14 protein-coding genes are annotated in these 15,239 nt (G+C 39.4%); 2 read left to right on the top strand and 12 right to left on the bottom strand.

From position 1 onward, the window contains the following. Positions 1–9 precede the first annotated feature (9 nt). Both EO125_RS08085 and EO125_RS08080 read right to left on the bottom strand, forming a co-directional pair. Positions 10–2,220 (bottom strand): ComEC/Rec2 family competence protein, encoded by a 2,211-nt coding sequence (locus EO125_RS08085; protein WP_127148454.1) that lies wholly within the window; start codon positions 2,218–2,220, stop codon positions 10–12. Further along, positions 2,217–2,813, bottom strand: a complete 597-nt coding sequence (locus EO125_RS08080; protein WP_127148453.1) for a helix-hairpin-helix domain-containing protein — start codon at positions 2,811–2,813, stop codon at positions 2,217–2,219. Before EO125_RS08080 ends, EO125_RS08085 begins: the two co-directional genes overlap by 4 nt. Positions 2,814–2,898: 85 nt before the next feature. Here EO125_RS08080 and EO125_RS08075 point away from each other — a divergent pair, with 85 nt between their 5' ends. Further along, complete coding sequence (locus EO125_RS08075) at positions 2,899–4,125, top strand: aminopeptidase (protein ID WP_127148452.1); 1,227 nt, start codon at positions 2,899–2,901, stop codon at positions 4,123–4,125. A 201-nt stretch (positions 4,126–4,326) separates the two neighbouring features. On the opposite strand, the gene EO125_RS08070 is transcribed toward EO125_RS08075, so the two are convergent. Continuing rightward, a complete protein-coding gene (locus EO125_RS08070) occupies positions 4,327–4,998 on the bottom strand; it encodes an HAD hydrolase-like protein (protein WP_127148451.1) in 672 nt (223 codons plus the stop codon). Between the two features lie 273 nt (positions 4,999–5,271). Here EO125_RS08070 and EO125_RS08065 point away from each other — a divergent pair, with 273 nt between their 5' ends. Next, positions 5,272–5,496: a (2Fe-2S)-binding protein gene (locus EO125_RS08065; protein ID WP_009353629.1), complete on the top strand. Its 225-nt coding sequence runs from the start codon at positions 5,272–5,274 to the stop codon at positions 5,494–5,496. Between the two features lie 119 nt (positions 5,497–5,615). Here the strand turns inward: EO125_RS08065 and sufU are convergent, their stop codons facing one another. From sufU to EO125_RS09875, 9 genes are all read right to left on the bottom strand, one after another. Then, complete coding sequence (sufU, locus tag EO125_RS08060; protein ID WP_126938369.1) at positions 5,616–6,041, bottom strand: Fe-S cluster assembly sulfur transfer protein SufU; 426 nt, start codon at positions 6,039–6,041, stop codon at positions 5,616–5,618. A gap of 13 nt (positions 6,042–6,054) precedes the next feature. Next, positions 6,055–7,284 carry an aminotransferase class V-fold PLP-dependent enzyme gene (locus tag EO125_RS08055; protein WP_127148450.1) on the bottom strand — a complete coding sequence of 410 codons (1,230 nt, stop codon included), beginning with the start codon at positions 7,282–7,284 and terminating at the stop codon, positions 6,055–6,057. 14 nt (positions 7,285–7,298) lie between these two features. Further along, positions 7,299–8,348, bottom strand: coding sequence for a SufD family Fe-S cluster assembly protein (locus tag EO125_RS08050; RefSeq protein ID WP_127148449.1), 1,050 nt, complete (start codon positions 8,346–8,348; stop codon positions 7,299–7,301). 9 nt (positions 8,349–8,357) lie between these two features. Then, positions 8,358–9,767 (bottom strand): Fe-S cluster assembly protein SufB, encoded by a 1,410-nt coding sequence (gene sufB, locus EO125_RS08045; protein ID WP_127148448.1) that lies wholly within the window; start codon positions 9,765–9,767, stop codon positions 8,358–8,360. Between the two features lie 9 nt (positions 9,768–9,776). Continuing rightward, the gene (gene sufC / locus EO125_RS08040; RefSeq protein WP_127148447.1) at positions 9,777–10,520 is read right to left on the bottom strand and encodes a Fe-S cluster assembly ATPase SufC; all 744 of its coding nucleotides are present in this window, start codon (positions 10,518–10,520) and stop codon (positions 9,777–9,779) included. A 692-nt stretch (positions 10,521–11,212) separates the two neighbouring features. Continuing rightward, a complete protein-coding gene (locus EO125_RS08035; RefSeq protein WP_127148446.1) occupies positions 11,213–12,466 on the bottom strand; it encodes a diaminopimelate decarboxylase in 1,254 nt (417 codons plus the stop codon). A gap of 610 nt (positions 12,467–13,076) precedes the next feature. After that, complete coding sequence (locus EO125_RS08030) at positions 13,077–13,352, bottom strand: hypothetical protein (RefSeq protein ID WP_127148445.1); 276 nt, start codon at positions 13,350–13,352, stop codon at positions 13,077–13,079. 107 nt (positions 13,353–13,459) lie between these two features. Then, positions 13,460–13,879 carry a DoxX family protein gene (locus EO125_RS08025; protein WP_127148444.1) on the bottom strand — a complete coding sequence of 140 codons (420 nt, stop codon included), beginning with the start codon at positions 13,877–13,879 and terminating at the stop codon, positions 13,460–13,462. 109 nt (positions 13,880–13,988) lie between these two features. Beyond that, positions 13,989–15,239, bottom strand: a 1,251-nt coding sequence (locus tag EO125_RS09875) for a hypothetical protein (RefSeq protein ID WP_164726485.1), incomplete at its 5' end; no start/stop codon positions are given.

Raw genomic sequence — 15,239 nt, 5'->3', positions numbered from 1 at the left:
TGTCACCTCTTATAATGTTACTACATTGTTTTCATCGCTACCTACAATATACACGCCTTCCTCCACATCAAATTGACTATGCAAGGTGTTCCACACGATAAATTGTGTCGCTCCTCGTTCTTGATAGTACAACAGTTGATTGCTATCAGTAAGGCCGTACATTGTATTTGTTTCTCTCTTAGTATTATACACTATTTCTTGAACTTTTTCTCCTTCTTTTCGAGGGTGAAAGTGAAACTTCTTCTGTCCTTTCGCAATGATTTCATAGCCTGCTTTCTGGTGAAGTTGTACGGATAGCCAATCTAGTGTTAGATCTTTACTGGCTTGTCCTTTACTGTATAGATGCTCTAAGGTATCTACGTGAGCATAACCCTTTTGATATCCCTCTACAAACACACCATTCCAACGACTAAACCCACGATGATGCAAGGCATCTACACATTGTTTCATCGCTCGCGGTGAAATATCGCCATTCTTAGCATCTATGTACAAGTACGCCTCCCTATGAAATCCTGTCTTACAGACCATGAAAGCTGGTCCTGAGGAGATAGCAATAGGAACCACTTGTACCACTGGTTTTACATAGGATAGTCCTAAAGGTAGCATACCTACTACCACAAGGGCAATACTAGCCATCCTATTCCATGCTACTTGAATAGGCTCTTTCAGTGCTAATAACCAATACACATACCCTACGCCTAGATACCATACTACCACTAGCCACAACGGCATGGGTGGTGACCACAATAGCCCTAGATTACGGATAGCAAATAAAAGAGACATGCTGGCTTTCAAAATAAAACCTAAGAGAGACCAACCCCATGTAAAGGTAAATACCACATTGAACAAAGAGAGGCACAGCCCTCCGATGATGGCTATATCTAGCAAGGGGCCTACTATAAGGTTAGAGATGATACTAAGGAAACTGAGGATATGAAAATAATATAATTCTATGGGAAATATGAGAACTTGGGCAGAGATACATAATGCCACACCTTTAGAAATAAGATTCGGCGGAAAGAGTCGATACACATAGGGATACAACCCAATGATACCCAAGGTAGACCCAAAGGATAAGACAAAACTAATATCTACTGCGAACAATGGTTTCCACAGCAGTAAACATAAGGCAGATAGTAATAGGGCATGCAAGGCACGGTAGGTACCTCCATGCATAACCACATACCCGCTTAATAGTCCCATCATGGCAGAGCGTAATACTGGAGGGCTCCAACCCACAATAGTACAGTATAGTAGAATCAAAGTACAGGTGATGGAAAATTCTACACCTTTACGTAACTGCAATCGTTGTAATACGGTAGAAATGATAAGAAATAAGAGAGCAATATGGGACCCTGACACCGACAAAATATGGATAAGCCCTGTTTCACTGAATAATTTCACCATCGTTTCTGGTAACATAGCATATTGACCGCCTAGCACCAAAGAGGATCCTAAGGTAGCAATGGATGGATCTAAATTTTCCTCAAATTGTTGTGCCACCCAGTGGTGGACCTTATCTAAGTAAGCACCGATAGCATACGCCGTATCAGCTAGCCATATGCCTAGAGTCTTCTCTACTGCATAGGTCCCCTCTATGGTCCCTTGGTACAAATTCCCTTGCAAGCCATCATTGATATGTCTCGTTTTCATAGACAGAGATCCACTTTGCTCGTAGTAGGTAAAGCCTTTCACGGTACCACGAATGACGTAGCGGTCTCCCATATGAATAGTTGGTTCTCCTGGTACATAGACACGAATACTGCCCTTCGCTGGTACATGTTCAATAGCACCATTTTTATCTATATCCATACCTTCTACATCAGCATCCACCACGGTCATAATCCCATCTAAGGTTACTGTAGGTTGTGGATTGCTAGTGAACTGCACATAATAGGCACCATCGGCACCATAATAAAAAGGTCTATCTTCAAAATAGTGTGTGATGACTCGATCTGTATGTACATATCCTATACCTGTAAACACACAAATAACACCCATCATGCTCACCACATACCGTAGTACACTATGGATAGGTTCCTGTCTTTGTTCGTACCCCCGTAATCCTATTAACCCTAACATGCCAAATATGGTAATGATACATAACCAATACATGAGGTAGGTACATAATTCATTTTCGTATACGCTCATACAAATCCCTAATAGCATGCCCAACACGCTGGTAATGCCTAGGTCTATTGGCTTTGGTAACCATTTCATAATCGTACTTTCTCCACAATTTTTTTATACAATACAGGTCCTATGCCCTTCACATGTCGCAATTCTTCTACACTTTTGAAAGGTCCATGTTCTTGACGATAGTCCACAATTTTTTTCGCCATCTTCGGACCGATACCAGATACTTTTTGTAAATCTGCTTCCGTTGCTTCGTTGATAGACATATTTTGTTTTCTTAGTAACTCTTCTGGGCTACCGTGAAAGTTAAAGTCTACATGGATATGTGTGCTTTCTTCTAAGGTATCTTGTAGCTGTAAATGATTCACATCTGCATAGGGCAATAGTCCTTTACTGGCCTCAATAGCTGACTTCACCGTCGCAGGACTTTGTAGCTCATACAACCCTGGCTCTTCTACAGCTCCTGTGACATACACCAAAATCGTAGTTCCTTTTGTTTCCTTCTCCACTGGACCACCTTGATTTCCTGTTTCTGATTGTTTGACAATCTTTGGACTATCCGACGGTGATCCATCGCCTTTCATTGGTGTATCTGCTATAATAAGATAGTATCCACATACACACAGTAGGAATAGGCATACAATGATGCCAATTCGTTTTTGATTTGTTACTTTCATTCTATCACATCCTTTCAAACAAAAGGTTCGTCATAGATGAGTAGTATCCTTTAAAATTCACTACCAGTATATATTTGGAGGTATTATGAAAGAAGATTTACAACAATATGCCCGACTTTTACTACAAGAGGGTGTCAATTTACAACAAGATCAACTGTTGGTCATCAACGGTGATGTAGAGAACAAAGACTTTGTGTACATCGTCGTGGACGAGGCTTATGCACTGGGTGCCAAAGATGTGCACATCAACTGGCGTAGTACGGTGACAGGGAAGTCTCGTTTGTCCCATGTGAAAGATGATGTCTTAGCCAATCCTGCGCCTTGGCTGAAAGATATGTATCACCATATCCTGGACTCCAACGCATGTATTTTATCCTTAATCAGTGCCAATCCATTTGCCTATGAAGGTGTACCCTCTGAAAAAATCGCTCTCGCCTCTCGTAGCATGGGCAAATTAACTAAATTTTACCACGAGGCCATCATGGATTCTACTCTCACTTGGTGCGTGGCTTCCGTAGCCACCCTCACATGGGCTGATTTACTGGGTTATGAGGGCACAGACGAAGAAAAAATAAATCGCTTATGGAATACGATCTTTACCTTATGTCGTATGAAACACGTACCAGAAGAAGAATCCTTCGCCAACCATTTAGATCGATTAGCTAAACGTACTAAAACACTAAATGATTTACAATTAGTATCCTTGCATTACACCTGTCCAAATGGTACAGACTTAACATTACAAATGCCAGAAGGTCACTTATGGTTAGGTGGTAAAGAATCTTCTAAGAAAGGTATTATCTTTGATGCCAACATTCCCACTGAAGAAGTATTTTCCGCTCCTCATTATGCAGGTGCCAACGGTATCGTATACTCTACGAAACCATTAATCTATGATGGAAACCGTATTGAAGACTTCCATATGACATTCAAAGATGGTAAGGTCGTTGACTACGATGCCAAAGAAGGTCGCGAGTACTTAACAAATCTCATCGAAACGGATGAAAACTCTTGCTATCTAGGTGAAGTAGCATTAGTTGACCACTACTCCCCTATTAGTCAGTCTAACATGATTTTCTTTGAAACCTTGTACGATGAAAATGCATCTTGCCACTTAGCATTAGGTGCTGCATATCCAACTTGCTTAGCCCATAGCGATGGATTATCTCAAGAAGAGTTACGAGCACATGGATTGAATACATCCTTAGCTCATACTGATTTTATGATAGGTCATGAAAAAATGAACATCATAGGCACCACTAAAGACGGCAAAGAAGTTCCTATTATGATTGAAGGACGATTGCAGGTGTAGGGGAACTCTATTAACATGTTCCCTATGAAATCATCAGAACTTCCCCTTTTTATTTGAAGATGCAAGAACTAACATATTATAATACAAAAAAGAGGTACCTCGCATGACAGCGAGGTGCCTCTTTTTATTGTGCTTATTTCTTTTTGATATGTAGTTGTATACTATTATCTGACGACCCTATAGCAAGCTAGGTCATAGAGCTTATAACAATGTATCCACTGCAATATTCACTAGTATATCGGATGGGCTTTCACAGATATAATCAGCACCAGCAGATTCTAATTCTTCCACTGAACCATAACCATAGGATACCCCCATAGCCACGCAGTTCAATTCTTTGGCAGCTTCCATATCGTATTTACGATCTCCCACCATATACCACCGGGAAATTTTATATTTTTGCGCTGTAATGGTCTCCATATCTTTCAAAGCTTCTTTCAGAATGTCTAGCTTATGGACTAAACCAATTTCACGATTGGCTCCACGAATTACTTCAAAGTATGGATCTAGTTTAAAATGCTTAATAATATCCTTTGCTTGTTCTTCTGGTTTTGCCGTAGCAATCCCAACATAAGCACCTGTCTTACGGAGTGCTTTTAATGCTTCCTCAATTTGAGGATACACTGCATTTTCATATTTTCCTACGGAATCATACCGTTCTTTGAAAAAGCTGTAGGCCTGCTCCACCTCTTCATCTGTCATATGACAATGTTCTTTAAAAGAATCTGCCAACGGTGGCCCAATAAATAATTGTAGCGTATCCTCATCTGGAATAGGATGATTCATACTCGTTAAAGCATGACGTATAGATTTTAAAATCCCTTCATGAGAATCTGTTAACGTTCCATCTAAATCAAAAATAACACAAATCATAATAACTCCTATATGTTATCTATTATAATACACTATGTAGTATCTATTGTTGGTTAATCACCTCTACTGCTCAATTCGCCTCGTATGATATTACCCGATAGTATCTACCAATCTAGGCAATACCTATTGCTAAATATACCTCCATTGACCCCTATCAGACTACGATATGGTAATATCGCTACTGTCTTTCATATGCACGATGAAAGTTCTTTACAATACTCATATTGAAGAGTATACTATATATAGAAAAGTTTCTATATACAGGAGGACAGTATGGAAGACAATCAAATTCCTACGGCCATTTTAGATAAATTAACAAAAGTTTGTACTTGCCGTAGTATAACACGAAAAGCAATTAAGGAAGCAATCCTAGACGGCTGCGACACATTCCCCAAAATTAGAGAACGCACTAGCGCTGGTACTGGTGCTTGCGGTGGTAAAGGTTGTGGTCCTCGGGTGGTGAAACTGTTAAAAGAACACCAAGAAGGACAATGGTAATCCCACAACATATCACAATACACGAATCTAGAAGATAGGTCCTAAGGGTCTATCTTTTTTCGATAAGTACACAAAAAAGGCTGCTCAAGAATGTAGGTCATTCTGTAGCAGCCTTCCTTTTATTTCTTTAATGCTTCACGTAATGTATGCCAAGCTAGCACTGCACATTTCACACGAGCAGGCATATTGGAAATATTTTGTAAAGCAATAGCATCTTCTAAGGCTTCTAATTCTTCTTCATCAGTCACTTCTTTTTTAATCATTCCTAAGAAAAGGTCCACTAATTGGAACGCTTCTTCTAAGGATTTTCCAGTAATCACATCGATCATCATAGACGCCGATGCTTGACTAATGGCACAGCCAGAACCAGTGTAAGCTGCATCTTTCACAATGCCGTCCACCACATTTACTTGCAATGTTAAATCATCACCACAACTTGGATTATGACCATGCTCACTAGCAGTAAACACATCTAATAAACGCTTATTACGCTTGTCTTGGTTATGCTCCAAAATCAGTTCCGTATACACTTGATCCATTTCCATGGTATTGTTCTCCTTACTCTGACAAGCCCATGGTTGGTCTAACTGTTTTTAGGGCTTCCAAAAATTGATCTAAATCTTCTTTTTTTGTATAAATGTACATACTAATCCGGTTGGATGCCGGTACTCCATAGTAAGCACCTAGTGGTTGCGCACAATGATGTCCAGAACGTAAGCATACCCCATGGCTATCCATAATAGTTGCTACATCGTGAGGATGTACATCATCCACAGTGAAAGCAATCACTCCATGCTTTTCTTCTGGATTGGCACTGCCCAACAAATGAATATGAGGCATAGCCACTAGTTTTGGTAATACATAGCGCACTAATTCTTGTTCATATTCATGGATGGCATCCATACCAAATTGTTCCAAATACTCAATGGCAGCTTTCAACGTGATCGCCCCATGTGCATTCGGCGTACCTGCCTCAAATTTATAAGGCACTTCATTGAAAGTGGTGGTTTGTTCTTTCACATATTCAATCATGTCCCCACCAAATAAGAATGGATCCATGTCTTCTAATAAGTGATATTTACCATACACCACACCAATGCCTTGAGAGGCACACATTTTATGCCCTGAGAATACGAAGAAATCACAATCTAAGGCTTGCACATCAATGGCTTGATGGGGAGCCGATTGCGCTCCGTCAAGGATAGCGATAGCCCCAACAGCATGAGCACGTTCCACCAACTCTTTCACAGGAAACTCCATACCTAGCACATTACTCACATGGGCAAAGGATACAATTTTCGTAGATTCGTCAATTTTATCCATTTCACCATCTTTAATGTGACCTGTTTCATCTAGGTACATATATTCCAAGATAGCACCCGTTACACGGCACACATATTGCCATGTCACCAAGTTCGCATGATGCTCCGCTACAGTAATGACGATTTTATCCCCTGCTTTGACATGCTTCAATCCATAGGAATGAGCAATTAAATTCAAGCTTTCTGTCGTGTTGCGAGTGAAGATAATTTCTTCTCGTTTACGAGCATTGATAAAACGCTGCACCACATCACGAGTACCTTCATAGGCTTCGGACGCTTCCATAGCTAGCACATGGGCCCCGCGGTGGGGGTTCCCATTGTGGTTTGCCATATGCGTTTCTAAGGCTTTCATTACCGGCACTGGAATTTGTGTGGTCGCACCACTATCTAAATAGGCAATGCGGTTACCTCGATGTGTTCTTGATAATATTGGAAAATCTTTATATGCCTCTGCTATTGGTTTCATACTATCCCTCTCAATTATATTTTTTGTCGTAGTACTGCTAAGGCAGTTTCTTCCATTTCTTCATGTCCGATACGATCTATCAATGGACGTAGCATTGACTCTACGATGATGTGTTTTGCTTCATCTTCATTGAAACCACGGCTCATTAAATAGAATAATTTAGCTTGGTCTAATTGACCTGCACTGGATGCGTGATTACCAGATACATTATCTTCTTTACATAATAATAATGGCAAAGAAATAGATTTTACTTGTGGTGTTAATAACAAGCATGTATCTTCTTCTGCACCTTCAGATGCGATACTACCACGCAAGAAATCTAAGGTTCCACGGAATGATTTTTTAGAAGCACCATTCAATGCACCTAAGTTATTAATATTACTGATTGTTTTTCTGCCGATGTGTTTCATCAACATAGCGACGTCAAATACTTGCGTACCTGTACCGCAATAGCCTAAATCATGTTCTACTTCTGCATAATCGCCAACCAAATCTTCTTGGTAGTTCAAGTAGTTTTCAGATCCACCCAACTCAATATTGATGAACTCAACATGACCAGACTCTTCTACTCGTGTATAACGATGTTCAAATTGTTGCACTTTACCAGTTAACAATTGCACTTTTTTGAACACCACAGACGCTCCTGTGTGGGATACGATTTCTGAAAGTAACCCCACATGACCATCAGTAGCTTCACCTTTCAAACAAAGTGTTAACTCTAAGGTAGAGTCTTTTCCCGCTTCGATTTGTAAGCGTGTTCTTTCACTGACAGCACCTTGTACATCAAGAACTATGGTCAATGCTTCTTTTGCACCAGCTGGCACTTGAATGTGATAGCCATGTGTAAAATGATGCGATGCATCGCGCAAAGCACCTGCATGAACACCTTCATAAGAAGGTTCTAATACTTCTTTATTTGTAATGTCTGTTACAATGTGCTTGGACCCTTCAACCGTCACTGTAGCACGTTCTGTACCAGCCCATACATTGCCTTCTGTATGATTTACCTTTAACCAACGGAAAGTCGGTCTAGGCAATTCATTAAAATGTAATGTGTTGCTCATCCTAACCTCCTAACCGATAGAACCTTCAAGTTCTAAGGTAATTAAATTATTCATTTCTACGGCATATTCTAATGGTAATTCTTTAGAAATTGGTTCTACGAAACCACGTACAAGCATTGCTCTTGCTTCTTCTTCACTAATACCACGAGTCATTAAGTAGAAAATTGCTTCATCGGAAATACGGCCAATTTTGGCTTCGTGCCCTAAATCGACATTATCATTTTCAATAGTAATAGATGGAATGGTATCGGATTGAGATTCTTGGTCCAACATCAAAGATTCACAAGATACTGTTGCTTTGGAATGGTCTGCATTTTTGCCGATGTTCAAGACACCACGGTAAATGGCTGTACCACCGCTCTTAGAAATAGATTTAGAGTTAACATTACTTGTTGTATGTGGTGCGGCATGAACAACTTTTGCCCCTGTATCTAAATATTGTCCTTCCCCAGCAAATGTAACGCCTGTGAATTCACAATGCGCTCCTTCACCAGCCAAGATACTCATTGGATATAAGCAAGATACCGCAGATCCGAAGGATCCAGATACCCACTCGATTGTACCATTTTTACCAACTCGACTACGTTTTGTATTCAAGTTGTACATGTTTTTAGACCAGTTTTCGATAGTAGAATACCGCAAAGTCGCATTATCTTTTACGAATAACTCAACACAACCAGCATGTAAGTTAGCTACATTGTATTTTGGTGCAGAACAACCTTCAATAAAGTGTGCTTTCGCGCCTTCTTCTACAATAATCAAAGTATGTTCAAACTGACCTGCGCCTGGTGCATTCAAACGGAAGTAGGACTGCAATGGAATATCTACAGTCACTCCTTTTGGTACATACACGAAGGAACCGCCAGACCATACTGCACCGTGTAAAGCTGCAAATTTATGATCTGTAGGTGGCACTAATGTCATGAAATATTGTTTTACAATATCCTCATGTTCGTGTAGTGCTGTCTGCATATCAGTATACACAACGCCTTGACGAATCAAGTCTTCTTGAATACTATGATATACAACCTCAGAGTCATATTGAGCGCCTACACCAGCCAAAGAAGTTTTTTCAGCTTCTTGGATACCAAGACGGTCAAATGTCTCTTTAATATCATCTGGAACTTCGTTCCAGTCTTCTTTCATATCAATTTTAGGTTTTACATAGGTAACGATATCAGCCATATTCAAAGCACTAATATCAGGTACCCAATTAGGAACATCTAATTGATTGTAAATTTCAAGAGATTTTAAACGGAAATCTAACATCCATTGTGGCTCATTTTTGTTAGCCCATATTTCACGAATGATATCTTCTGTTAAACCAGCTTCTGATTTATAGGAGAAATCAAATTCATTACGAATGTCATAGACGCCGCGATCCATCTCCTCAATTTGAGTTTTCTTTCTCGCTTCCATGAGATCCTCCTATGCTAAATTTTTGTATGCATCGTAGCCTTTTTCTTCGATTTCACGAACGAGTTCAGGGCCACCAGTTTTTACAATACGACCATCGATTAGGATATGTACAAAGTTTGGTTGTAATTTTTGAAGAATTTGATTGTGGTGAGTAATAATTAGCACCGCATTATCTTCGTTGTGGAAACGGTTCACCCCTTCGGATACGATACGAACAGCATCTACGTCAAGACCAGAATCAGTTTCATCAAGGATAGCCAATTTAGGATTTAAAATAGACATTTGAAGAATTTCATTTTTCTTTCTTTCACCACCAGAGAAACCTTCGTTTACATAACGATTTGCATAGGATGTATCAAAGGATAATTCTTCCATTTTCGCTTTCAATTCTTTTTTGAAAGCCAAAGCACGTACGTTTTCACCAGTAATTGTATTTTTAGCAGTACGGATGAAATTTTCTACTGTAATTCCAGGTACGGAAATTGGATGTTGGAAAGACATGAAAATACCTTTTTTCGCTCGATCGTTTACAGCTTCTTCAGTGATATTCTCACCATCAAATACGATGGAGCCTTCTGTTACTTCATAAGCAGGATTGCCCATGATTACGTTTGCCAATGTAGATTTACCAGCACCGTTTGTGCCCATTACTACATGGATTTCACCTTTATTAATTGTTAAATTGATGCCCTTTAAGATTTCTTTCTCTTCAATAGAGGCACGCACATTTTCTACGCGAAGTAATTCTGCCACGTATGTCACTCCTTATCAAATAAGTTACTATATACAAAAGAAGACTCGTTAGGTCTTAGCATATGTTGAATACCGTAAAAAAACGGATTCCACCAAAGTGTAATCCGCTGTCATATTCATAGTATGAGAACGCCACTTTGGCTTACATCTAAAATAGTAAATATACTATCTGTATTATACCTTGTATAGACGGGAACCGCAAGTTAATTTCTACTATTTCACTATGATTTTAATGATATGTTGATATACCATTTATTCATTTATAGCATATTGAAATTTAATTTCTCTACCCAGAGACTCAACAATTTTTATTATACCGAATCTTATCAATATTGTAAATGCTATTCCCTACTTTTTTTAGGGATATAAAGCATTTTAGGGTCTCCGTACTACTCTCCCTTTCTATAGGTATGGTAATAAGATTCTCACCTGTATGAAACCTATCTCTCAGTATCACGCAAATGGTTGAGCAAAATATGAATATATATCTCTAAGTTAAACTCCACCCTCTACTCCTCTATTTGCCTCGAGTGAACATAGTACATTTAGCATTCCTTTGGGTAAAATTAGATACAGAAATAGACATATACTCCATTACTTTGAGCGTTATAACAGTTTCTCAGAAGTACATAAAGCATATGTCTATATAAACCAAAGTCACTATGGTAAAGGATAATCCTCTACGTTTCTAATTATAAATTAGAAAAATCTAATGTAGCGAAATAATCGTCCAATGTTTCTGCTCGGCGAATTTGTGTGACACTTCCATCTTCATGCAATAACAATTCAGCAGATCGCAATTTACCATTGTAATTGAAGCCCATAGCATGACCATGTGCTCCAGCGTCATGAATGACAATGCGATCGCCCATGTCAATTTTTGGTAATTGACGATCGATGGCAAACTTATCATTATTTTCACATAAAGACCCAGTTACATCATAGGTCATCGTCACAGGCTCATTTTCTTTACCCATCACTGTAATGTGGTGGTAAGAACCATACAAGGCAGGGCGCATCAAGTTAGACATACACGCATCTAAGCCGATGTAATTCTTATAGATTTCCTTTTTATGGATCGCTGTAGCCACCAAGTAACCGTAAGGGCCTGTTACCATACGACCACATTCATAGGCTAACTGAATTGGGCTATGACCAGTACCCACGATTAAACAATCGTAAGCCTCTTTCACACCTGCACTTAACACTTTGTAATCCACTGGTGTTTGTTCCGGTTTATAGGCTACCCCAATACCACCACCAAGGTCAATGAAAGATACCTCTACACCCGTTTGATCTTTTACTCGCAATGCCAAGTTGAACATCAACTCCGCTGTGCCTACTAAGCCGTCAATGTCAAGTTCGTTGGACACCACCATCGTATGTAAACCGAAGTTCGTAATACCTTTTCCTTTTAGATAGTTGATAGCTTCCACAATTTGTGCTTCCGTCATACCATATTTTGCTTCTTCTGGAAGACCGATAATTGTGTTACCGCCCTCTTTCAACGAACCTGGATTGTAACGGAAACAGAAACGATCTGGCAAATCACCATGTTGTTCTAAGTATGCAATGTGCGTAATATCGTCCAAATTGATGATGGCCCCAAGGTCCATCGCTTTTTTGTACTCTTCGTACGGCGTATCATTGGAGGAAAACATGATGTCATCCCCAGTGATGCCAACCTTCTCGCTCAAAATGAGCTCCGCCATAGAGGAACAGTCGGCGCCGATGCCGATTTCTTTCATCATTTTCATAATATATGGATTTGGCGTTGCTTTCACAGCGAAATATTGTTTGAATCCTGGTGCCCAGTTGAAAGCGTCAAGAAATGCGCGCATATTATCCATAATGCCCTTCGCATCATAAATGTGGAATGGTGTCGGATATTGGGCGATAATCGTTTCTAATTGTTCCTTTGTAAATGGTGTTGTTTTTGCGTTCATCATAACTCCTATATGTATGTGTACTACACTACTTACAGCATTATACCCTAAGTAGTAATTCTTAAAACATTTGGTACTTCTCCGTACCATATATTCATGAGCATATCTGCCAGGTCGCTAACTCTAATACTAATAGATTTGTTAGTATTGAACTAAGGCATGACTATGTGCTAAGTCAATTACATAAATCCTACATAGGTCCTCTGTCTCAGCATGACAGAAATGACAATCCCTGAATACCACAACGTATTGTACCACAAATTCTATAGAATTGTAAACATTCTATAGAATTATTTGCATACAAAAAACAGCCATTCCATCGAATCGCTGTGCATCAATACATATTAAATTATAATCTCATACCGTATAACCATACGGTGTGCGTTTAGGCTGATTAGGCTCCTTGGTAAGGTACCCATTCGCCCAAATACGCTGGTCCATATAAGGCTAACATACATTCACATCCTTTCTACTCCACTACCACAAAAATCGGTCACGCCGATTAGTCATCAAGCGCACCGGAAAGTAATAACAATAAAAGTAACTCTTCCATAATTTCACCACCTTTCGTAACTGTGTACTTAGTATACCCTATGATGGTGGTTGTGAATTACAAAAGTCCCGATAGATGGAGTGATAAGTTGATGAAAATGATGTATTGTAGAGTAGCATTGTAGTGTTCCGTATTTCCTAATTCATGCAAATGCGAGAGGACCGTGCCCCCACCTGAGGAACGCAATTGCGCGTAGTAGCCTTTGTGGCGTTCCTTACTACCTAAATCACGCAAACACAAGAAGCCCATGGTACCACCTGAGGAACGCAATTGCGCGTAGTAGCCTTTGTGGCGTTCCGTACTTCCTAATTCACGAACCATAAAAGACCGCAATATGCCTCCGAAGAAACATTATGAAATACCGTTTCTGAGGAGGTGTATTGCGGTCTTTATTTTCACTGTATTAGGTAAGAACGCCACAGGCTACATAGCACAACAAGTTACTTCCCGAATAGGGAATGATCAACACTATATCGTCCACCGCCCATGAAGAATATAGCAAGTGCGGCAAAGCCCATTTGTGATGGGTAATCCCATGCGAAAAATCCTGCTGATAGATTCAATAAGGTTGCTGTAAAGAGCACCGCACATAGAAGCAATGCCCCAAATCGAGTAAATAAGCCAAATGCCACTAATAATCCCCCAAGGAACTCACTCATCGCCGCAAACGCTCCGAATACTTCGTAATATCCAGGCACTCCTAATGGCGCTAACATGGCGCCAACCTTATAAAGCCCTGGCGCACCGCCTAAAAACTTTAGATAACCATGGTACGCCATGGAGATACCTAGAGCCAACCTTAGTACTAACATACCGAAATTGACATACGTCGGTTTACCACGTAATAAAAAATGAATCATACTTGTATCCTTTCATTCATAGTATTACAACTAGATGTCTTATTGATGATGTATAGTATATCATACTTTGCATGCGTCGCCCATAGTAGACACTCATGCTAAGAATCTATTATTTACCTTTCAGAGAATGAAGGATAATGGAAAACATAATTTGAATGGGCGGCTCGTAGATAAACTTGCATATATCATGATAGCAGGACTCATCGCAGAACTCCGTCACCGTCGCATCCCCATGGGCAATCCCATTCCTCAAATCAACAATGGACTTCATGCCATTATCAATCTTGTATTGGTCAATACTCCGGCAAATCTCCGTGAACACTTCCTTCTTATCGCCTAAAAACTCAGCAAACGCTTGCAGCACCGAGCTTTCCTGTATATATCGTTCATTATTCACATCTCTTCCTATGAAAGGAATTGACCCCAATGTGACCGACCGTTGCAAACTTTTATGGGTGCCTTCCACTTTTTTAAATGTACAGGAAAGATCTTCAATGTTCTTAAACAATTCGCTCTCTCTGAAAGGCTGAAATACATTTAGTTCTAACTCACGTTCTACACTGCGTAATAGTGCCAACGTGGAAAACTCGCTGTCTTGCATCATTTCAAACATCTTAATAGATTTTGTAATATCATCTTGGCTGTGCTCTGATAAATTTTCCCATATGTCGCCAAACTTCTTCTTGAGCGTATCTCCGGTTAATTCATCAGGTAAACAATCATATAAATGACGTAACATACGGTCTATTTTATTTGTCCCGTCTGTGTCTTCTTCACTTTGAATTAAGGAAATGTTTTCGACTGTAGCACGATAACTTTTTATTAGGATTTCGTTAGTTCTTTCTAGCTCATAAATCTCATGACTTTGGTTTTTTGCTTTTTCTTCCAGCACTGTAATCTTTTCTGTCTGTGCCTCTACAATTTCTTTTGCTCGTGCTAACTCCTCATCCTTAATTTGATGTAAAGCCTCAAGTTTTGCTTTAAGATATTTAGCTAAATCGTCGTTTATATAATCAATCTTTGCTTGCACACATTTAATGCAATACTCAGTATATAAATCTGTTAAATCAGATATCAACTTATTTAGATCACTATCAGTCATTTTTTGTTCAGCAGAAATAGCGTAATATGCCCATTTATACATAACTTTATCAAAAACAGGTTCCTTACCATATTTATTTGTACTAAACCATTGCCAACCAAACTTACGGTAGATAGGGCTTAAAATGGAGTTGTATTTATGATCTATAATTCTTTCAATATAATCTCCATAGCACAAAAAGTACCACAACAAATATGTTCTATTAAACTCCAAAAGACTAGCAGCTAACCCTAATACTTTATAATAAGTATAAAACTC

The organism is Veillonella sp. VA139, assembly GCF_003992005.1.
GTDB lineage: Bacteria > Bacillota > Negativicutes > Veillonellales > Veillonellaceae > F0422.
This window is presented reverse-complemented; position numbering and strand designations above follow the sequence as displayed.

Excerpts from the sequence above, each read along its gene's own strand:
- EO125_RS08085 (WP_127148454.1), bottom strand. The coding sequence starts at position 2,220 with ATGAAATGGTTACCAAAGCCAATAGACCTAGGCATTACCAGCGTGTTG.
- EO125_RS08080 (WP_127148453.1), bottom strand. The coding sequence starts at position 2,813 with ATGAAAGTAACAAATCAAAAACGAATTGGCATCATTGTATGCCTATTC.
- EO125_RS08075 (WP_127148452.1), top strand. The coding sequence starts at position 2,899 with ATGAAAGAAGATTTACAACAATATGCCCGACTTTTACTACAAGAGGGT.
- EO125_RS08070 (WP_127148451.1), bottom strand. The coding sequence starts at position 4,998 with ATGATTTGTGTTATTTTTGATTTAGATGGAACGTTAACAGATTCTCAT.
- EO125_RS08065 (WP_009353629.1), top strand. The coding sequence starts at position 5,272 with ATGGAAGACAATCAAATTCCTACGGCCATTTTAGATAAATTAACAAAA.
- sufU (WP_126938369.1), bottom strand. The coding sequence starts at position 6,041 with ATGGAAATGGATCAAGTGTATACGGAACTGATTTTGGAGCATAACCAA.
- EO125_RS08055 (WP_127148450.1), bottom strand. The coding sequence starts at position 7,284 with ATGAAACCAATAGCAGAGGCATATAAAGATTTTCCAATATTATCAAGA.
- EO125_RS08050 (WP_127148449.1), bottom strand. The coding sequence starts at position 8,348 with ATGAGCAACACATTACATTTTAATGAATTGCCTAGACCGACTTTCCGT.
- sufB (WP_127148448.1), bottom strand. The coding sequence starts at position 9,767 with ATGGAAGCGAGAAAGAAAACTCAAATTGAGGAGATGGATCGCGGCGTC.
- EO125_RS08035 (WP_127148446.1), bottom strand. The coding sequence starts at position 12,466 with ATGAACGCAAAAACAACACCATTTACAAAGGAACAATTAGAAACGATT.
- EO125_RS08025 (WP_127148444.1), bottom strand. The coding sequence starts at position 13,879 with ATGATTCATTTTTTATTACGTGGTAAACCGACGTATGTCAATTTCGGT.